General features: G+C 60.2%; 18 protein-coding genes and 1 pseudogene. 7 read left to right on the top strand and 12 right to left on the bottom strand.

Going from position 1 to position 18,319, the window contains the following annotated elements; translation table 11 throughout:
- Position 1: 1 nt before the first annotated feature.
- Together RBB32_RS15325 and RBB32_RS15320 are read right to left on the bottom strand one after the other, a co-directional pair.
- Complete coding sequence (locus RBB32_RS15325; RefSeq protein WP_209259009.1) at positions 2–781, bottom strand: enoyl-CoA hydratase/isomerase family protein; 780 nt, start codon at positions 779–781, stop codon at positions 2–4.
- The gene (locus RBB32_RS15320) at positions 778–1,959 is read right to left on the bottom strand and encodes an acyl-CoA dehydrogenase family protein (RefSeq protein WP_209259008.1); all 1,182 of its coding nucleotides are present in this window, start codon (positions 1,957–1,959) and stop codon (positions 778–780) included. Before RBB32_RS15320 ends, RBB32_RS15325 begins: the two co-directional genes overlap by 4 nt.
- A gap of 126 nt (positions 1,960–2,085) precedes the next feature.
- Here RBB32_RS15320 and RBB32_RS15315 point away from each other — a divergent pair, with 126 nt between their 5' ends.
- From RBB32_RS15315 to RBB32_RS15300, 4 genes and pseudogenes are all read left to right on the top strand, one after another.
- On the top strand, positions 2,086–4,086 hold the full coding sequence (locus tag RBB32_RS15315) for an NADPH-dependent 2,4-dienoyl-CoA reductase (RefSeq protein WP_306154070.1): 2,001 nt from the start codon (positions 2,086–2,088) through the stop codon (positions 4,084–4,086).
- Positions 4,037–4,417: pseudogene (locus RBB32_RS15310) on the top strand (AMP-binding protein); the annotation flags it as partial. The gene RBB32_RS15315 and the pseudogene RBB32_RS15310, both read left to right, overlap by 50 nt.
- Before the next feature lie 211 nt (positions 4,418–4,628).
- A complete protein-coding gene (locus tag RBB32_RS15305) occupies positions 4,629–5,636 on the top strand; it encodes a class I adenylate-forming enzyme family protein (RefSeq protein WP_371931073.1) in 1,008 nt (335 codons plus the stop codon).
- A gap of 480 nt (positions 5,637–6,116) precedes the next feature.
- Entirely contained in the window at positions 6,117–7,139 is a 1,023-nt protein-coding gene (locus RBB32_RS15300) for an IS110 family transposase (protein ID WP_306153995.1), read from the top strand.
- Positions 7,140–7,448: 309 nt separating this feature from the next.
- Here the strand turns inward: RBB32_RS15300 and RBB32_RS15295 are convergent, their stop codons facing one another.
- Both RBB32_RS15295 and RBB32_RS15290 read right to left on the bottom strand, forming a co-directional pair.
- Positions 7,449–8,153 (bottom strand): glutathione S-transferase family protein, encoded by a 705-nt coding sequence (locus RBB32_RS15295; protein WP_043753650.1) that lies wholly within the window; start codon positions 8,151–8,153, stop codon positions 7,449–7,451.
- Entirely contained in the window at positions 8,150–8,584 is a 435-nt protein-coding gene (locus RBB32_RS15290) for a DoxX family protein (RefSeq protein ID WP_306153992.1), read from the bottom strand. The genes RBB32_RS15295 and RBB32_RS15290 overlap by 4 nt, the downstream gene beginning before the upstream one ends.
- Positions 8,585–8,682: 98 nt before the next feature.
- On the opposite strand from RBB32_RS15290, the gene RBB32_RS15285 reads away from it, so the two are divergent.
- The gene (locus RBB32_RS15285) at positions 8,683–9,111 is read left to right on the top strand and encodes a MarR family winged helix-turn-helix transcriptional regulator (RefSeq protein WP_232237122.1); all 429 of its coding nucleotides are present in this window, start codon (positions 8,683–8,685) and stop codon (positions 9,109–9,111) included.
- A 70-nt stretch (positions 9,112–9,181) separates the two neighbouring features.
- Positions 9,182–9,939, top strand: a protein-coding gene (locus RBB32_RS15280; protein ID WP_306153989.1) for an IS5 family transposase whose coding sequence is annotated in 2 segments (ribosomal slippage) — positions 9,182–9,506 and positions 9,506–9,939 — 759 coding nt in all. Because the reading frame shifts where the segments join, the coding sequence is not laid out codon by codon here.
- Positions 9,940–10,104: 165 nt separating this feature from the next.
- On the opposite strand, the gene RBB32_RS15275 is transcribed toward RBB32_RS15280, so the two are convergent.
- From RBB32_RS15275 to RBB32_RS15260, 4 genes are all read right to left on the bottom strand, one after another.
- A complete protein-coding gene (locus RBB32_RS15275; RefSeq protein WP_306153987.1) occupies positions 10,105–10,647 on the bottom strand; it encodes an AraC family transcriptional regulator in 543 nt (180 codons plus the stop codon).
- Positions 10,631–11,485 (bottom strand): SDR family oxidoreductase, encoded by an 855-nt coding sequence (locus RBB32_RS15270; protein ID WP_043753641.1) that lies wholly within the window; start codon positions 11,483–11,485, stop codon positions 10,631–10,633. Before RBB32_RS15270 ends, RBB32_RS15275 begins: the two co-directional genes overlap by 17 nt.
- A complete protein-coding gene (locus tag RBB32_RS15265; protein WP_306153985.1) occupies positions 11,482–13,419 on the bottom strand; it encodes an AMP-binding protein in 1,938 nt (645 codons plus the stop codon). The genes RBB32_RS15270 and RBB32_RS15265 overlap by 4 nt, the downstream gene beginning before the upstream one ends.
- A gap of 113 nt (positions 13,420–13,532) precedes the next feature.
- Positions 13,533–14,294, bottom strand: a complete 762-nt coding sequence (locus RBB32_RS15260) for a glucose 1-dehydrogenase (RefSeq protein ID WP_306154068.1) — start codon at positions 14,292–14,294, stop codon at positions 13,533–13,535.
- Positions 14,295–14,382: 88 nt separating this feature from the next.
- Between RBB32_RS15260 and RBB32_RS15255 the strand changes: the two genes are divergently transcribed.
- Positions 14,383–15,783, top strand: a complete 1,401-nt coding sequence (locus tag RBB32_RS15255; RefSeq protein ID WP_306153983.1) for a TetR/AcrR family transcriptional regulator — start codon at positions 14,383–14,385, stop codon at positions 15,781–15,783.
- Here the strand turns inward: RBB32_RS15255 and RBB32_RS15250 are convergent.
- The 4 genes from RBB32_RS15250 to RBB32_RS15235 are packed head-to-tail and all read right to left on the bottom strand — an operon-like array spanning position 15,765 to position 18,311.
- The gene (locus RBB32_RS15250) at positions 15,765–16,166 is read right to left on the bottom strand and encodes a PaaI family thioesterase (RefSeq protein WP_028093915.1); all 402 of its coding nucleotides are present in this window, start codon (positions 16,164–16,166) and stop codon (positions 15,765–15,767) included. The genes RBB32_RS15255 and RBB32_RS15250 overlap by 19 nt on opposite strands.
- Positions 16,166–16,648, bottom strand: coding sequence for a PaaI family thioesterase (locus RBB32_RS15245; protein WP_306153979.1), 483 nt, complete (start codon positions 16,646–16,648; stop codon positions 16,166–16,168). Before RBB32_RS15245 ends, RBB32_RS15250 begins: the two co-directional genes overlap by 1 nt.
- Positions 16,649–16,660: 12 nt before the next feature.
- Positions 16,661–17,464, bottom strand: coding sequence for an enoyl-CoA hydratase-related protein (locus tag RBB32_RS15240; RefSeq protein WP_152467137.1), 804 nt, complete (start codon positions 17,462–17,464; stop codon positions 16,661–16,663).
- Positions 17,457–18,311, bottom strand: coding sequence for an SDR family NAD(P)-dependent oxidoreductase (locus RBB32_RS15235; RefSeq protein WP_057796873.1), 855 nt, complete (start codon positions 18,309–18,311; stop codon positions 17,457–17,459). Before RBB32_RS15235 ends, RBB32_RS15240 begins: the two co-directional genes overlap by 8 nt.
- Positions 18,312–18,319: the final 8 nt, after the last annotated feature.

The raw sequence follows: 18,319 nt of genomic DNA, 5'->3' as shown, positions 1-18,319 counted from the left end.
CTCAAGCCTTGAATTCGGGGGCGCGCCGGTTCTCGAATGCGTCGAGGCCCTCGGCCACGTCATCGCTGGGCAGTGCGCGCACGGCGGCATCGCGCTCAAGCCGCATCTGCTGGTCGATACCAAGGTCCGCGCCTTCGCGCGCCAACCGCTTCATCTCGGCGATGCCGGGACGTGAACGGGTGGCGATTTTCTCGCAGTATTCCAGCGAGATCTTGTGCAGATCCGCATCCGGCACGATGTAGTTGACCAATCCGGCCTCTTTGGCCTCGTCCGACTTGAGCCAGCGGGCCGAGAACATCAGGTCGAGCGCCCTGCGCTGCCCCATCAACCGTGTCAACCGCTGCGAGCCACCCCAACCGGGAATCAGCCCGAATTGCGCGTGCTGATCGCCAAACTGGGCGCTTTCGGCCGCAAAGCACACATCGCATGCCAGCATCAGTTCGATCCCGCCGGCCAGACACAACCCCTGCACTGCCACCACGACAGGGAGGGAGGAGGTTTCGAGCGCACGCAGGTTGTTCATGCCAAAGGCGATGAAATGGTCCAGCGCGGCGGGATCGTTCAATTTACCTTTCACTTCCACCAGATCGGCGCCGGTGCAAAAGTTCTTGCCTTGTGCCCGGATCAGGATCGCCCGAATAGCGGGGTTCGCCTCGAATTCCGACCGCGCAGCAGAAATGCGCTCATGCACCTCAAGTGATAGGCAATTGAATTTCTCGGGGCGGGCCAGTTCGATGATGCCGGTGTTGCCCTCGGAAGTGACGAGGATGGGGTCGCTCATTTCGAGGCTCCCTTCGCCTTCTTGTCATACTGCAGCGCCATGCGACCGACCTTCTCGCGGGCGATCACCAGCTTCTGGATCTGCGCGGTGCCGTCACCGATCTGCAAGCCGAGCACATCGTTGTAGCGCTGGTGGTGGGGCAGGTCGGTGGTGTAGCCGTAATGTCCGTGCAGGATCAGGCACTGGTGCAGGATCTCGCAGGCGGTTTTGGGCAGGTACCATTTGCACATGGCGGCCTGAGAGGTGTGGGGCAGGCCACGGTCGCGCAGGTCCAGCGTGTAATAGCAAAGCTGGCGCATCATGGTCAGTTGGGTCTCGGCCTCGGCCAAGGGAAAGCTGACACCCTGATACTGCACGATCGGGGCTCCGAATGCCTCGCGCTCCTGAACGTAGGCCCAGGTTTCATCCACCGACGCTTGCGCGGCCCCCAGGCACTCCAGCCCGATCAGTGCGCGGGAATAGTCGAAGCCCGCCATGATCGTGCCAAAGGCACGGTCCTGTTCCGCCATCATGTTTTCAGCCGGCACGAAAACATCGTCAAAGAAAACCGAGCCGCGCCCGACAGGCTTGGTGCCGATGTCGTCAAAATGGGTGCGCTTGATGCCTTCCTGGTTCAGATCGACGAAAAAGGCGCTGACCCCGCGTGAGCCGCCGTCAGGATCGCCGGTACGGGCAAAGACGACCGCCGCATCCGCCTGACTGGCAAAACTCATGGATGTCTTTTCACCGTTCAGCCGCCAGCCGTTGCCGGATTTCTCGGCCCTCAGAATCAGGTTCGCCGCATCCGAACCGCCGCGCGGCTCTGTCAGGCCCAGGCCAATGACCGCATCACCCGAAACAACCTTGGGCACCCATTCCGACGCGATGTCCTTGGAGGCATGTTTGGCAACCATTCCGCCCATGAGAGAGCCCAGAAGCTGCACGTAACTTGCGTTGAAATCGGCATAGGCGATCTCTTCGACGATCAGCCCTGACGTGACAGAGCTTTCGCCGAGACCCCCGAATTCCTCGGGCAGATCGGCCCCGATCAGCCCCAGTGCGCCCATCTCCTTGATCAGCGCACGGTCGAATGTATGGCCGCTGGCGCGTTCTTGATATGTGGGCGCAAGCCTTTCAGTTGCGAAGCGCTTTGCGGTCTCGCGAAACGCCTTCTGATCGTCTGTAGGCTGGAATTGCATCGGTGCTCCTCCCCGTGAGCGAAAATCTTCTTTCCAAAAATCTAACAAATGTTAGAATGTATATCAAGTGCAGTTTTGAGGAGGAGAACCAAAGTGAAAAATAGACCAGATGGAAGCTTTGAAACCATGCTCTCGCCCATCCGCGCAGGCCAGCATACATTGCGAAATCGTGTCATCATGGGGTCGATGCACACGCGGTTGGAAACCGAGCCTGACGGCATAGCCAAACAGGTCGCTTTTTACTCTGAGCGGGCGCGGGGGGAGGCGGCGATTCTGGTCACCGGCGGGTTTTCGCCCAATGCCGAGGGCATATTCGATCCAGAAGGTCCGAGAATCGATGACCCGGAAGAAGCGCTTGACCTGCGCCCGATCTGCGAGGCGGTGCAGGCCGAAGGCAGCCTGATCTGCGCGCAACTCCTCCACGCCGGGCGCTATGCCAAGATCGAAGGGTGTGTGGCCCCGTCGCCGATCCGCGCCCCGATCAACCGTTTCATCCCGCGTGAAATGACCGAAGCCGACATTCTCCGTACCATCGAGGATTTTGCCGTGGCGGCCGCCAATGCGCTGGCCGCAGGCTTTGATGGCGTCGAGATCATGGGGTCCGAGGGATACCTGATCAACGAATTCACCGTCACCCACACCAACAAGCGCCAAGACGGCTGGGGCGGCAGCGCCGCGAACCGCCACCGATTCCCGGTCGATATCGTGCGCGCGGTGCGCGAACGTTGCGGCCCCGAGTTTCTGGTCATCTACCGGATTTCGGCGGCCGATCTGGTCGAGGGCGGCGCGCCCGCCGATGAAATTGCCGCACTGGCCCGCAAGATCGAGGCTGCAGGTGCGGATATCCTGAACACCGGCATCGGCTGGCACGAGGCCCGCGTGCCGACGATCGCCTATCCGGTGCCGCGCGGTGCCTGGCGCAAGGCGGCAGCCAACGTCAAAGCGGCGGTATCGATCCCGGTAGTTGCCTCGAACCGGATCAACACACCCCAGCTTGCCGAAGACATACTTGCCTCTGGCGAGGCGGACATGATCTCGATGGCGCGACCGTTTCTTGCTGATCCGCATTTCGTGAAAAAGGCGCGCGAGGGCCGCGCAGACGAGATCAACACCTGCATTGCCTGCAACCAGGCCTGCCTGGATTTCATTTTTTCGGACCGGCCGGTCGGATGTCTGGTCAATCCAAGGGCCGGGCGCGAAACCGAATTCCAGGATACGCCAACCGACGCGCCAAAGAAAGTGGCCGTCGTCGGCGGTGGTGCCGCTGGTATGGCCACAGCCGCCGAGGCGGCGCGGCTGGGCCACGATGTCACCCTGTTCGAAACGCAGGACAAATTGGGCGGTCAGCTGAATCTGGCCCGCGCCGCACCAGGCAAGGACGAATTCGACGAAACCCTGCGGTATTATGCCGGTCAGATGCAGAAACACGGGGTCACGCAGCGTCTGGGACAGCGGGCAGAGGCGAGCGATCTTGAGGGATTTGACCATGTGGTCATCGCCACCGGGGTCACGCCGCGCATTCCCGACCTGCCGGGTATCGACCATCCCAGCGTCGCGACCTACGCCGAAATTCTGTCCGGTGACCGCGAGGCGGGCGACCGTGTCGTGGTGATGGGGGCGGGGGGCATCGGTCATGATGTGGCCGAGTTCCTAGTGACCAAACCCGCCGAGACCGCCAATTCCGACGTCTTTTGCGAAACCTGGGGTGTGGACCCCGAATTTGTCTCCTCGGGTGCCCTGGCGGGCGACCCTCTGGCACCGAAGCCGTCGCGCCGCAAGGTCGTCATGCTGCAGCGCAAGACCGCTAAACCGGGCGCGGGGCTTGGTGTATCGACAGGGTGGATCCTGCGCAACGCGCTGCGCAAACATGGGGTCGAGGCAATGGGCGGCGTGACCTATGAACATATCGACGATGCGGGGCTGCATATCGTCGCGGACGGAATGCCAAAGGTCATCGCAGCCGATACAATTGTGCTATGCACCGGTCAGGAACCGGAACGGGCCCTGGCCAAAGAGGTTGTAGCGCGCGGCGTCCCGGTTACGATGATCGGCGGGGCGAAGGAGGCCGCCGAACTGGATGCGCTGCGCGCCATTGATGAAGGCGTGCGCCTGGCGCAGGTTCTCTGAACCGAAGCCCGGGCAAGGGGTGGAAACCATGCTGACCGACGTCATCCGCGCGGGGCGCGCTGATCTGTATTCGATCTTTCGAACCCGCGCACATGACTGCGCCCGCGCCCTCGCCATCGAGGACGGCAGCAGGAAACTGACCTATGCAGAACTGCTGGAGCGGGTCGATCGTCTGGCGGCTGTCTTTCTGGCACGAGGCGTGGCGCCCGGAGACAGGATCGCGATCCTGTCGCATAACCGCTCAGAATACCTGGAGGTCGAACTTGCAGCGGCGGGAATCGGCGCGATTGTCGCTTGCCTGAACTGGCGGCTTGCCCCCGATGAACTGTGGCACTGCATCGATCTGGTCGAGCCGGTGCTCGCGGTTGTCGAACCGGAACTTTCAGAAGCGTATCGCGCCGTCGCGTCGACACCCTGTCTAACCGTCGGGCCAGACCTGGAAACGGCCATTGCCGGGGTCGAGCCGGACCCGCGCACCGGAACCATGGTCGACGAACCAGAAGCTGGTCTGACGATCCCTTTATACCTCGGGGACCACGGGCCTGCCCAAGGGGGCGCTTATCAGCCACCGCGCGCATATCACCCGATCCATGGTTTTTGCGGCCCAGCTGGCGCTGGATCCCGGCGACGGGTTCATCGCCTGGGCGCCGATGTTCCACATGGCCTCCACCGATCATGCGCTGGCGACGATCCTGCGGGGCGGGACCGTGGTGATGGTGGACGGGTTGAGGCCTGCCGTCATCAACGAGGCGCTGTCACGCCACAGGATCGGCTGGTTCGTGATGATGCCCGGGGCGCTGGAAGCTTTTATTGCCGAACGACGCGCCAACCCTTTGCCGGTAAAGGGCATCAAGGTTTGTGGGGCTATGGCCGATCTGGTGCCGCCGCATCAGATCGCGGAACTGACCGGTCTTCTGGACACGCCTTACCTGAATTCCTTCGGGGCGACCGAAACCGGCCTGCCGCCGGGAACCGCCGATCTGATCGCGCCGGGTGTGACCCCGGACCGGCTTTCCAAACGCATCAGCGCCTTTTGCGAGGTACGGCTGGTCGATCCCGACGACCGCGAAGTCCCGGAAGGAACGCCTGGCGAAATGGCTGTGCGGGGCCCGACGTTGTTTTCAGGCTACTGGAACGCCGACGACGCCAACGCCCGCGACTTTCGCAACGGCTTTTTCCACATGGGAGACTTGTTCCGGCGCAATGCGGACGGCACCGTCGACTTTGTGGATCGGGCGAAATACTTGATTAAGACGGGCGGCGAGAACGTCTATCCTGCGGAAATCGAGCGTGTGCTTCTATCTCATCCCGGCGTGGTCTATGCCGCAATAGTGCGGGCATTCGACGTGAAATGGGGGGAAAGCCCGGTGGCCTTTGTCGCCTGCAGCAAGGACGGGCCGAATGCCGAGGCGCTGATGAATTTGTGCCGCGAGAACCTGGCTGGCTATAAGCGACCACGCGAAATTCGCTTCATCGCGTTCGAGGATTTTCCCAGATCGACCAGTGGCAAGATCCAGCGGCATATCCTCGAAGCCCGGCTCGCAGATTAATTTTCGCTCCGACCCGATCGTCAGCCAGCCACGCCGGTTCGCCCCAATAGCGATAAAAGCGTTCTTGTCCTCGTTGCCACGAGCTTCTTATCCCCGCCCTTTGGAGTAACCCCCTGAAAGTGATCCACCATCTGGGATAGATTGACCCGCGATTGAAGCGCAGCCCTCTGTCGGACTACACGGCTAGGGTTTTCCGGGGGTTTGAGCTCAGGAGGATTCGTAGATCCCTGAGCCATTCATCAGTGCGATCGGTGGTTTGTTCCCGGTTGCGCTGTGGGGGCAGCAGTAACCCGGCGCATCGCACGGACGGGCATGGACTGCCGGCAATTGCCGGTTGGGGCTGCTGCGGGCCTTCAAGGGAAAGTCGGCGACTATCCGATGTGCGGGACAAAGCTGATGGGGTGGATGGCTCCTGCTTCAACCGGCGTCGCAATGCGCCATAATGCAGGTGTCTAAATCTGCTTTGAGAGGAGCCACCCCATGCAAGTTACCACAATCGGCGTTGACCTGGCCAAGAACGTTTTCCAAGTCCATGGTATCGCAGAGAACGACGTTGTGTTGTTCAACAAGCCCCTGAGACGGGCACAGTTTCTGCCGTTCTTTGCTAAGTTGGACCCCTGCCTGATCGGCATGGAGTCTTGCAGCAGCGCCCATCATTGGGCCCGCGAATTGACGGCCTTAGGCCACGAGGTGCGTTTGATCCCACCGATGTATGTGAAGCCCTATGTCAAACGTGGGAAATCTGATGCCATTGATGCGGAGGCAATCTGCGAAGCGGTGACACGCCCAACCATGCGCTTTGTGGCGATTAAAACGGTTGAGCAACAAGCCCTGCTGTCGCTGCATCGGGCGCGCGACCTTTTGGTTCGTCAAAGAACGCAGTTGATCAACGGCTTGCGAGGACTGGTTGCCGAGTTCGGCATCTACATCCCCAGAGGACTGGCCCGCGTGATTGGGTTTGCTGAGGATATCACACTGGGTGAAGTGCTCGATTTGCCAGACATCGCCAATGAGGTGATCCGCAACCTGTCAGAACAGTTGATGGCATTGCATAAACGGATCCGATGGTATGAAGAGCGCCTCAAGCAAGTGGCCAAAGAAGATGCGCGTGTCCGTTTGTTGCGCACGATTCCCGGCGTCGGCGCGGTGACGGCTTCTGCGATCATCGCCAGCATCGGCGACGGGCACCAGTTCCGCAATGGCCGGGAGTTCGCCGCCTGGCTGGGCTTGACGCCTGCAAATAAATCCAGCGGAGGCAAGGAAAAGCTGGGGCGGATCACCAAGATGGGCGACCAGTATTTACGCTCTTTGCTTGTCGTCGGCATGACATCCCTGGTCCGACAAACACGGTCCCACCCCGAACGTGCCAGCAAGTGGCTGACGTCACTGCTCGAACGCAAACCCGCCCGTGTCGCAACTGTCGCCATGGCCAATAAGACCGCCCGGATCGTCTGGGCTGTCCTAACCCGCGACGAACCCTACAGCCCCCGTGCGGCAGTCTGAGAAGAAAGGAACAACGAGTTAGCAAAACCTGCGAGATGATGGTGCATAAGTCTGCCGCCAAAACCAAGACACTCCGCCGAATGTCCCGGGCGTCATAGCCCGCTAAGCTGTAAGGAACTTGGTTTGCGGAACCCATCAGGGCCAGCGGTCAAAACCGCGCAAACAGGCCGGACACATGACTGCTTCTGACAAATGCACAAATCAAATCAAAAATGTCTTGCTATGCAGGAGCCATCCACACAGGACATTCGCCAAGCGACCTCAAACGTCCGGTTCTGTACTGCGGCCCGACAAAACGATATCAAGTGATCAGCGGTCAGCCGATCGCACCTGTGTAACTGTCTTCTTCGGCCCTCCTGTCTGCATGATCTGGGACAGGTAAGAATTGCGCCGTCTGATGAAGTCACGCAGAAGGGTCGGGTAATCTTCACTGACGGCATTCTTCACAGAAACCCGACGCTCCAGTTCATGTCGCCAGGCCCTTACACGGGCAAGCCCTGTGAAGACGCCAAACTCTCCGATGGTGTCAAAAACGTCGAAATAGCGGAAGACCGGGCCGAATACGACATCGACGAGGCTGAACCGGTGGCCATCGAACCATGGTCCCTCCCCAAGCTCCGCGTCCAGCCGAAGGAACTTTGCGCGGAGCGCCGCCACTTTTTCTTCCAACGCTTTCTCGTTCGGCGCCGAGTAGAACCCCGCAATGTCGTTCAAGACAGCAGATCCAAATTCAATCCAGGCACGGTGGCGGGCGCGATCGAGAGCGTCGTGCGGATGAAGCGCGTGGGGTTGTGTATCCTCAAGATATTCGAGGATAACCGCAGATTCGAAAATCGGCGTCCCGTCCACAACCAGGACAGGCGTCTTGCCCAGCGGAGATATGGCAAGAAACCAGTCGGGCTTGTTCGAAAGATCGATGTCAGTTCTCTCGAACGTGACACCTTTCTCAGTGAGCGAGATCGCCGCGCGCTGCACATATGGGCAGAGCGCATGGCTAATGAGGTGGAGGCTCATGTTGTCTCTCCCGCCATCTGCACGTTACCGGGCGCGAAGGAAGGGCTGAGGGCGAAACGGCCGTCGCCCAGAAGCCCTTGCACGATGGCAAGCAGCGTCAGATAGGCCGGGTATTCCCACCCGCCGTTCTCGTATCCGAACATCCAGCCGTTTCCGGAGTGAGCCCAGGTCGCACCGGCCAGGATGAGCACGGTCGCCGACGCGACCCACCGAGCCTGTACGCCGAGGACCAAAAGGGCACCGGCAATCGCCTCGACTGCAAAGACCATATAAGCAAACCAGCCGGGCAGCCCGATCGAAATGAAGAACTGCGCCGTTCCGGGAAGTGTGAAAATGAAGAGCTTGAGAAACAGGCTGTGCGCCAGGAACATGATCCCGAGTGCTATACGGAGCAGGAATATCCCAAATTCTGTGAGGTGCGATTGTGACATGATATGATCCTATATGTCGATGCAGTTGCATCTATATATAGCGCGTCACATGCGATGTCAAGGTTGATGCACTTGCATGTACATGATAGGTGCTGGATATGAACGAGATTGACCATGCTACTGAGGCCGCCTGGACAGCCCTCATGACTAAAAGCCGCGTTTTGCTTGAGGCTGTCGAAACGTCTCTGAAATCGGCAGGATACCCGCCAATTGCATGGTATGACGCGCTTCTCGAACTCGAGAAGGCAGGCCCGGACGGACTCCGGCCATTCGAACTCAAAGACCGGATTTTGTTACCCCAATACGGTACATCGCGGTTGCTGAACCGTATGGTGAAAGCAGGGCTGGTGAACCGACAGGACTGCTTGGAAGATGGGCGAGGTCAAAACATTTCTATCTCTGAAAAGGGTAAATCTGTCAGGAGGGCGATGTGGCCGATCTATGAACGGGTTCTGTCGGAAAGGATCGGCGCAAAGCTGAAACCCAAAGACGCCGCTCAATTGGCCTCGCTACTCTCAAAGCTCTGAAGTCTAGGGTGAGGACCCATTGATTTCTGGCCGGGCGCGTGATTCACGGCTCCGAAAACGGAGCGGTGACATGTCTGATCTTTTCTGGTTGAGCGATGCGCAGATGGCGCGTCTGGAACCCTATTTTCCGAAGTCCCACGGCAAACCTCGGGTCGATGACCGCAGGGTTCTGAGTGGGATTATTTTCATCAATCGCAATGGGTTACGATGGCGCGATGCGCCCAGAGAATATGGCCCGCACAAGACGCTCTACAACCGCTGGAAGCGATGGAGCGACAAGGGCGTCTTCGCCCGGATCATGGCCGGCCTCGCTGCGGAACATGTCGAAGAGAAGACTGTCATGATCGATGCAACCTATCTGAAAGCACACCGGACAGCGACCAGCCTGGCCGCGAAAAAGGGGGGCGTGGACGCCTGATTGGCCGCACCAAAGGCGGCATGAACACCAAGCTGCACGCCATCTGCGACAGCCAGGGGCGGCCTCTGAACCTGTTCGTGACTGCCGGACAGGTCAGCGATTACATCGGCGCCCGCGCTCTGCTGAGCAGCTTGCCCAAGGTCGACTGGCTGCTCGGGGATCGCGGCTATGACGCCGACTGGTTCCGGGAAGCGTTGAAAGACAAGGGGATACGCGCGTGCATCCCCGGTCGAAAACAGCGCAAGAAGACCGTCAAATACGACAAGCGGCGCTACAAACGCCGCAATCGTATCGAGATCATGTTCGGCAGGCTAAAGGATTGGCGGCGTGTGGCGACCCGATACGACAGGTGCCCAAAGGTTTTCCTCTCCGCAATCGCTCTCGCCGCAACCGTCATCTATTGGCTATGAGTCCTGACCCTAGGCGGTCTTTGGGGCGCGTATCTTGTAGCAAAAGGTCAAAACGACGCGGAATAGACAGAGCGCGCAACGCGCCGGGCGGTTTGCCGGCGAAGATCCGGCAAGCGGCGGACAAGTGAGATTGATCGTAATATCCGGCGTCCAGCGCCAGATCGCTCAGCGGCAGGGTCTTGACGCAAGCTGCCCGAGAGCCCGGCGAAAGCGTCGCAAGGTCGCTAGCCGCGACACGCCGGTTTCCGCCCGCACCTTTCGACGTTTGGTCCGGTGGCTGTAAGCTCCGGGTGGTGCGGCAAAGCGCAGGTCTCTCGCAAGGCCGTCAAGCACCGCGATGAGCGCAGGCAGGTCATCGTCCCCGGTCTGAACCCTGGCCAGTTCAGAGGCCAGCATGTCCAGCACTTTGGAGTCGGGAAATCGCTGCGGTCGTGACGACAGTCGCAGCCCGGCCACGACACCCAGGAATGGCCTTGGGCGGGGCGAACAATAGGGGCGCGGTTCTGCCAGCGATACGCGCCCGCCGCCGCTGTCGTCGCGCGTTACCGAAAGGGTAAAGAGGTCGGTTGCGAACCGCCCGCGTCCACCACCGCTCAGCACACCGGTATCGCGGAACACGAACAAATGGTCGATCTGTTTGGCCGCTTCGTCAGGCGGCGCCAGTTCCAGATAAAGCGGCGGCGCCATCAGGTTACTTGACGAAAGCATTCCGGTTTTCGGCGATGAAATCGGCAAACCGGCGGGCCGGGCGCTCCACCACCTCGCTGACCGTGGTCTCGATGCCGGCTAGGTAGCCCCTGGGCGCGATAGAGGCCAGTTCGACCATGGCCCCGGCGACCTCGTCCTGCATTCCGCCGGCCACCATGCCCGCCCTGGCATCCTCGGCCGACAGGGACACGCACGACACTGTTCGTCCCGTCACCCCGGACAGAAGGGCCGCGATGTCATCCCCTGCAAGAGCTTCGGGCCCGGTCAGGCCAAGAACCTTGCCTTCGTACCCCGGAGCGGTCAGCGCCTCGGCGGCGACATCCGCGATGTCGCGGGCGTCGATCCAGGCCACGGGGCCGCCCAGATCGTCATAGTACACGGCGTCCTTTGCAATGTTGCCGGCCTGCCACAGCAGGTTCTGCATGAAATAGGTCGGCTGGACAAAGGTCCAGTCAAGGCCGCTTTGCTTCAGCAGTTCCTGGGTTTCCGAATGCCATTTGCCAAAGGTCAGCCCCGCCTTGGGCGACGCGCCAAGCCCCGTGGCCAAAACGATATGGCGCACGCCCGCGGACTTGGCCGCCTCGATCACGTTCGCCTTCCACTGGCGCATGTTCAGATGGGCAGGCGTGACCAGGTATATCTTTTCTGCCCCGTCACAGGCCCGCGCCAGCGCGGCAGGGTCGGTGAAATCCGCGACGACCGCCTCGCATCCTTTGGCCTTTAGCGCGTCTAACTTTGAGAGGTCGCTGGTGACAGCGCGCACGGTCGCGCCTTTTGCCAGAAGCGTGTCGACGAGGGGCGCACCAGTCGTGCCCGTGGCTCCGAAAACAGTGATCATGACTTTTCCTTTTGCAGGTCTGCGATGGGCTGAATGGTTTCCGGGTTGCTGATCGACGACAGATCGCCTGGATCTTCACCGAGAAAGGCGGCGCGCACGACACGGCGCATGGTTTTCATGCTGCGGGTCTTGGGCAGCGCTTCGACAAAGTGGATCTCGCGCGGGCGGAAGGGTTTCGAGACGATCTCCCCGACACGATCCTTGAGCCGGTTCACGAGCTCCGCGTCCGGCGACACATTTGGTGCCGCCACGCAGACGCAGACGACAGCCACGCCCTTGATGTCATCAGGTGCCGCGATGGCCGCGGCGTCCACCACCTCTCCGGTTTCGGTCAGGGCCGCCTCGATCTCGGGCGGGCCGATGCGTTTGCCGGCGATGTTCAGCGTGTCGTCCGACCGGCCCAGGATATACCATGTCCCGTCCGGATCGCAGCGCACCCAGTCGCCGTGCCGCCAGAGGCCGGGGAAGGTGGACCAGTAGGTGTCAAGGTAGCGATCGCGGTCCCCCCTGATGGCCGGGGTCAGACCCAGAGGCGGCTGGGTCACGACCAGTTCCCCGACCTCCCCCGGTGCGACTTCGCGGCCGTCCTGGCGCAGAACCTTGGCCCCGACACCCAGGGCCTGGGCCGAAAATCCGCCGGGCTTGAGCTCGTGCAGCACGGTCGAGGTCAGGATCGCGCCAAAAAGCTCGGTCCCGCCCGAGATGTTCAGCGGCACGGCGCGGCGGCGGCAGATGTGATCCAGTTGCCAGAGCCAGGCGTCGTCGGTCCAGGGCTCGCCGGTCGAGGCGACGATGCGCAGGGGCGACAAGTCGTAGCCCGACAAGGGTTCAGTATCCTGCGTCATGAACTGCCGTACCAGGGTCGGGGCCACACCGAGATGCGTGACCTCCATCTCGGACGCAAGACGCAGCAGCCTGAAGGGATCGCCGGGCATTGATGGTGCGCCCTCGGCCAGCACCAGAGTCGAATCGGACAAGAGCACCGATAAAAGGGTGAGCGGTCCCATGACCCACCCCATGTCGGTCATCCAGAGGTGCCGGTCATCCCGTTTCATGTCGAGGCAAAGCAGGAAATCGGCCGTGGCCTTGGCCTGCACGCCCAAATGGGTATGCACGACACCCTTGGGCCGCCCGGTGGTGCCCGATGTATAGGCGATGAGAAAGGTGTCATCGGCACTGACGGGAACGGCGGCAAACTCCGGACTGGCGCGGCCCACTGTTTCGGTCCAGTCCAGATCGCGGGCCGGATCGGCCACCGCATCGCCGAACCGTCGCAGGCTGATCACGGTATGAACCGATGGTACGTCGGTCAAAGCCTGGGCAAGGGTCGCTTCCATCCAGACCGGCTTGCCTCGCCGGGGTGTGGCATCCGCCGTCAACACCGCCACGGCATCCGCGTCGTTCAGGCGCGATACGATGGCATGGGGCGCAAAACCGGAAAACAGCGGAACCGCAACCGCGCCCAGCCGGGCAATACCCAGAAGCGCGGCCTCGATTTCGGGGATCATCGGCATATAGATGCCCACCGCCTGACCGGGCCTTACACCGCGCGTGGCAAGGGCCGAGGCGACGCGGGAGGCTTCGGCGGTAAGGTCGGAATAGGTCCAGCGGCGGCGGCTTCCGTCTTCGCCGACCCAGTCGATTGCGACCTTGTCGCCCAAGCCATCGGCAATTCGGGCGTCAAGACAGGTTTCCGTCAGATTCAAAGTACTCCCGACGGCCCACCGGATCGATTCGGGCCCTTCGGAGATATCTCGCAACCGGCTGTAGGGCCGCGCGAACCGTATCCCGGCATGGTCAATGATCTGGCCCCAGAACCAGTCTGGGTCTTCATTCGAACGGCGGACGAGTTCCTCGTAACTGTCAATGCCGCAGCCCCTCAGAAATGCGGTCAGCGTGCTTGTCCGCTGGATGTCAGAGCCTGGCTGAAACATTCGCAACCTTTCTAGAATGAAAAAGGGCCGCACATAAGGCGCGGCCAGTCGGGGAGGTAACTCTTGGCACGGTATGGCAGCAGCGCCTTGAGTCCGGCGCTGCTGCCAGCGTTTTAACCGTGCATGGACAGGCCGCCCGAAACCGAAATCACCTGGCCGGTAATGAACCCTGCGTCGTCCGACGACAGGAAGCAGATGATGCCAGGGTAATCCGTCGGCTGCGCAAGACGCTTCATCGGAATCGCCCGCTTGAGACCTTCGGCGATCTTTTGACCGGCCTCGCCCTCGGCAACCTGAGCGAACAGCGGCGTATCGGTCGGGCCGGGGGCGACCGCATTCAATTGAATACCTTTACGCGCCAGTTCGCGCGCTACGGTTTTGGTGAACGAGATGATGCCACCCTTGCAGGCCGAATACACGGCTTCGCCGGATGATCCGACGCGTCCGGCGTCGGACGCGATGTTGACCACACGGCCGCCGCCGTTCTTGACCATGCCCGGAAGCACCGCGTGATGCATATTCAGCGGACCGTAAAGATTTATGTCGATGACCTTTTTCCATAGGTCGGGATCGGTGTCGAGGAACGGTTTGATCACGTCCCAGCCGGCATTGTTCACCAGCACATCGACCGGACCCCCGGCTTCGAACTCGGCTACAGCCTTGTCGACCTGGGCACGGTCGGTGATGTCCGCCTTGAAGGCCTGCGCCTTCCCGCCAGCCTCGGTGATCAGTCGGACAGTTTCCTCCGCCCCATCCTTGTTCAGATCGAAAACGGCAACTTCGGCGCCCTCTTCGCCGAACCGTTCGCAAACTGCGCGGCCAATGCCGCTTCCACCGCCGGTCACAATGACCCGTTTTCCACTCAACCCTCGCATGGAGGTCCTCCTCTTCCGATAAACCTTTGTCAAGAACTTGATTCGGAACGTTCCTTGGATTATTCTAACATTTGTTAGATTTAATGCAATGGACAGTCTCGTGTCCCGCAAGTATCGAAATGAAATGGTACACAAGACTGACCCCCCCAGGACACTGAGCGAAGACTTGAGCAAGTCTGAGAGGACACGTGAGGGTATCCTTTCGGCGGCTGCGCGACTTTTTCGGTATGAAGGCTATCACGCAACGACTATGCGCGACATCGCGCAGGAAGCTGGCATTGAGGCCGGCAGCATTTATTATCATTTTCAATCCAAGGACCAGATTCTGAGCGATGTTCTCGATCTTGGCGTCCGTCAACTATATCAGGCGGTCAGTGAAATCGTTCGGTCGGCACCGACAAGTTCGGAGGATTTTCGCAAGACTTTCAGACTGCTGATTGAAACACACCTTACCTACCTATTGACCGACAGCGACTTCACGTCAGCCAATATTCGGAACTATCCGATGTTGTCGGACGAAACACGCGCCCCGCATCGCGAATTGCGTGCATCATATGCAGGGGCCTGGGGCAAATTCCTGAATGACGCCAAACGCGCCGGCCACCTTCGAAGCGACATATCCACTGCTGTGATCCGCCAGTTCATCCTAAGTGCCATGAACTGGACCGTAGAATGGTACGATGTCGACAAGTATCCGGTGCGCATCCTCGCGGAACGAATGAGTAAGCTGATACTTGACGGAATGTGTCCACATCGCAAGGCGGGTACCGGAGGCTTGAAGCTGTGCCCCGCCACTCCCGCCAAAACCCCGGATCCCGACGGCAAGGCGGCTAACACCCGTGCAGAAATTCTAAAGGCCGCAGCGCGCGTTCTGAGGGACAATGGCTACAAGGCGACCACGCTGAGAAAGATCGCGGAAGAAGCGGACATGAAAGCGGGAAGCGTCTATTACCATTTCAACTCCAAAGAAGCGATCGTCGACGAAGTTCTAAACGCCGGACTGAGGGACTTGCTATCAGGTGTCGAAGCCGCCGTTCGGAAATTCGATGCCCCGTACGATCATCACGCCAAGATAGCGACTGCAATCTGGGCGCACCTGGATTTCCTCTTCAAGGCAAGTGAATTCACCTCGGCGAATATCAGAAGCTATGGAATGCTCCCCAATCATTTCAGGGAGAGGCACAGGGGTATTCGCCATGAGTATGGAAAACTCTGGGATCGGATACTCCGTGAAGCTCAGGACGACGGTGCCATACGGTCGGATATCAAGATCGTCCCCTTGCGCCAAGTGATGTTGGGTGCCTTAAACTGGACGGTGGAATGGTTCGACCCGAACAAGGCAGGAGTGGAAGGATATCTATCACTGCCTGAATTCTCCAGCATGCTCATCAATCTGCTATTGGAAGGCATTTGTAACCGGGAAGCGACCCCGTCCACAGGACAAGGTAGCCCTGAAAGCGGTTGCCCCGGTCAGACCAGAAGGAAGTGATACAGCCCTTCGGCAACCGCCTTTTCCCGATCCGTCTGCCAGCTGAGCACGCTGACGCTTGCCATCCGCTTGCCTTTGCGCGTGACGTTAGCGCGCGCAAAAAGCGGTCCCTTCACACCGGGTCTGAGGTAATCGACGGTCAGGTTGATCGGCTTGGCCGGAACGTCGGCGAAATCGGGCTGTACCGCGATGGCGGCGGTGGCCTCCATAAAACTCGCGATTATGCCGCCATGGTAGTACTCCATGATCGGGTTACCGATATGGCGGTCATCAAAGGTCATTTCCGCCTCAGCATGGAGACTGTCTAGACTTCTGACCTCAAAGTTGAGAAATCGGAAGAACGGCACCCGGGATACATTGGCATTGACAGTTTGCACGTCCATCACGAGGTTTTTCCTTTTGTCATTGCGTCAAACAGGCTGGTTTCGCCGCGCGTCAATGCAAACGAGGCGGTTCCCCTAGCTATTTCAGCATCCTCATGGCCCGCGAACCAGACGCTACCGGAATTGAAGGCGATGTGGCGGGTCTTGCGAAAACAATGCGCTTGAACGATGACATCCGCGCGCGAACGGGCCGGGCGCAGGTAATCAACTCTGAGGTCAAGAGTGGCCATGGTACTGACGCCTTCGATGGCAACAAAGTTCGCCAGTCCAAAGACACCGTCCAGAAGTGCCGTCAGGATACCACCGTGGAGCAGCGATTGTTCCGCATCGACGCAAAAGTCCGGTTTGAACGGCATCCGAACCCGAACACCTTCCGTCGAGACCTCTTCGATCTCAAGCGCCATATGCGTTATCAGACCCTTGCCGCGCGCATTCCACATCTGCGCGATTTGCTCCATCTTCATTTGGGTGATGTCTGACATGCGATCTTTCCTTTAACGCCCCGTGAAATTGGGTTTTCGTTTTTCGACGAACGCAGCAACCGCCTCGTGGTGGTCTTCGGTCTGATGCATGAGCGCCTGATAGGCCGCTGCGGAATTCAGGAAATCCGGCAGGTCCATCCGTTCGGCATTGCGCATCAGACGCTTGGCGACCCGCACCGCGCGCGGCGGTTTCGCGGCGATGACAGCGGCCCGTTCACGGGCCCGTTCCATCAATTTTTCATGAGGCACAAGTTCAAGCACCATACCAAGCTCCAGCGCTTCCTTGGCCTCGACCATGCGCCCCGAGAAGGTCAGATCGGCGGCCTTCTGGTGGCCCAGACGACGCAACAGGAACCAGCTGCCCGCATCGCCCGGAATGATTCCGAGATTCAGAAACACCTCGCCGAACCTTGCTTTTTCTGACGCGATGCGCATGTCGCACATCATGGTCAGGTCGCACCCCGCGCCCACCGCCGGGCCGTTGACTGCGGCGATCGTCGGAATATCCATGTTGTAGAGCGCAAGCGGCAGCCGCTGCACCCCATCAACATAGCTCTGCGCCGCCGCCAGCGGCTCCTTGCGGAACACGCTGTCGGGATCGTTCATCTCCTTGATGTCCCCGCCTGCACAAAAGGCCGGGTCGGCCCCGGTCAGGATCATCACGCTGACCTGAGGATCGGCCTGCACCTTGGCGAAGGTCTCCAGAAGGGCAGCGATCATGTCGTTGCCGGTGACCGGGTTGCGCCGCTCGGGGTCGTTCAGCGTAACCGTAGCGATCCTGTCGGAAATCTCCAGAAGGACGGGCTGTTTATTCATTCTTGCCATCTCCCCGTTCGCGTTTCTCGAACATCGCGGGGTTGATCATGTCCCGCGCGTCATGACCCATATGCAAGGTCTCACCGCCGTCTACATAAATGTCTTCTCCGGTGATGAAACCGCCAAGTTTCGAGGCCAGGAAAATGATCGTGCCTGCGATGTCCTCGGCCGCCCCCATCCGGTTTAGCACCGAGCGGTTCAGCTTTTTCCACTGTTCCGGCGGAATCGGATAGCGGCCAAGCGCATCGGTCTTGATCGTGCCCGGCGCGACACAGTTCAGCCGGATGCCGTACTCGCCCCATTCGGCGGCCAGCGTTTTCATCATGCCCGTCACACCGGCGCGGGCGGCGACGGTGTGTGTAAAGCCGGTAAGCGCGGTGCGCGCAGAGATGGCGGTGACAAACACAACCGATCCACCATTGTCGTACATGAAGTGATCCGCCGCTGCCCGGGTCATCTGCCAAGATCCGATCAGGTTGTTGCGGATCACGGCTTCGAAGCCCTTGTTGGTGATATCGCGGGCGGCCGCGATATACTGGCCGCCGGCATTGTTCACCAAAACATCCAACTGCCCATAGTGGTCCTTGATCCGCCCCATCGCAGCTTCGATACTGTCTTCGTCGCGGGTGTCTCCGGGCACGACAAAGGCCTCGCCCCCCGCCGCCCGGATCATTTCGGCGGTCTCTTCCAGCGGCTCTTCGCGGCGCGCGAACAGCGCAAGCCTTGCCCCGCAAGCGGCCATTTCGATCGCCGTCGCCCGGCCCATTCCAGATCCGGACCCCGTGACCAGGGCAACTTGACCCGCCATGAGATCCGACGCGTAACGCCTTGATTTCGCTTCGCTCATGTTCCGCC

This window comes from Roseovarius sp. MMSF_3281 (assembly GCF_030733685.1).
GTDB lineage: Bacteria > Pseudomonadota > Alphaproteobacteria > Rhodobacterales > Rhodobacteraceae > Roseovarius.
This window is presented reverse-complemented; position numbering and strand designations above follow the sequence as displayed.

Excerpts from the sequence above, each read along its gene's own strand:
- RBB32_RS15290 (WP_306153992.1), bottom strand. The coding sequence starts at position 8,584 with ATGTCACAATCGCACCTCACAGAATTTGGGATATTCCTGCTCCGTATA.
- RBB32_RS15255 (WP_306153983.1), top strand. The coding sequence starts at position 14,383 with ATGGACAGTCTCGTGTCCCGCAAGTATCGAAATGAAATGGTACACAAG.
- RBB32_RS15245 (WP_306153979.1), bottom strand. The coding sequence starts at position 16,648 with ATGTCAGACATCACCCAAATGAAGATGGAGCAAATCGCGCAGATGTGG.
- RBB32_RS15285 (WP_232237122.1), top strand. The coding sequence starts at position 8,683 with ATGAACGAGATTGACCATGCTACTGAGGCCGCCTGGACAGCCCTCATG.
- RBB32_RS15295 (WP_043753650.1), bottom strand. The coding sequence starts at position 8,153 with ATGAGCCTCCACCTCATTAGCCATGCGCTCTGCCCATATGTGCAGCGC.
- RBB32_RS15250 (WP_028093915.1), bottom strand. The coding sequence starts at position 16,166 with ATGGACGTGCAAACTGTCAATGCCAATGTATCCCGGGTGCCGTTCTTC.
- RBB32_RS15315 (WP_306154070.1), top strand. The coding sequence starts at position 2,086 with ATGCTCTCGCCCATCCGCGCAGGCCAGCATACATTGCGAAATCGTGTC.
- RBB32_RS15235 (WP_057796873.1), bottom strand. The coding sequence starts at position 18,311 with ATGAGCGAAGCGAAATCAAGGCGTTACGCGTCGGATCTCATGGCGGGT.
- RBB32_RS15240 (WP_152467137.1), bottom strand. The coding sequence starts at position 17,464 with ATGAATAAACAGCCCGTCCTTCTGGAGATTTCCGACAGGATCGCTACG.
- RBB32_RS15325 (WP_209259009.1), bottom strand. The coding sequence starts at position 781 with ATGAGCGACCCCATCCTCGTCACTTCCGAGGGCAACACCGGCATCATC.
- RBB32_RS15300 (WP_306153995.1), top strand. The coding sequence starts at position 6,117 with ATGCAAGTTACCACAATCGGCGTTGACCTGGCCAAGAACGTTTTCCAA.
- RBB32_RS15265 (WP_306153985.1), bottom strand. The coding sequence starts at position 13,419 with ATGTTTCAGCCAGGCTCTGACATCCAGCGGACAAGCACGCTGACCGCA.
- RBB32_RS15275 (WP_306153987.1), bottom strand. The coding sequence starts at position 10,647 with ATGCTTTCGTCAAGTAACCTGATGGCGCCGCCGCTTTATCTGGAACTG.
- RBB32_RS15260 (WP_306154068.1), bottom strand. The coding sequence starts at position 14,294 with ATGCGAGGGTTGAGTGGAAAACGGGTCATTGTGACCGGCGGTGGAAGC.
- RBB32_RS15320 (WP_209259008.1), bottom strand. The coding sequence starts at position 1,959 with ATGCAATTCCAGCCTACAGACGATCAGAAGGCGTTTCGCGAGACCGCA.
- RBB32_RS15270 (WP_043753641.1), bottom strand. The coding sequence starts at position 11,485 with ATGATCACTGTTTTCGGAGCCACGGGCACGACTGGTGCGCCCCTCGTC.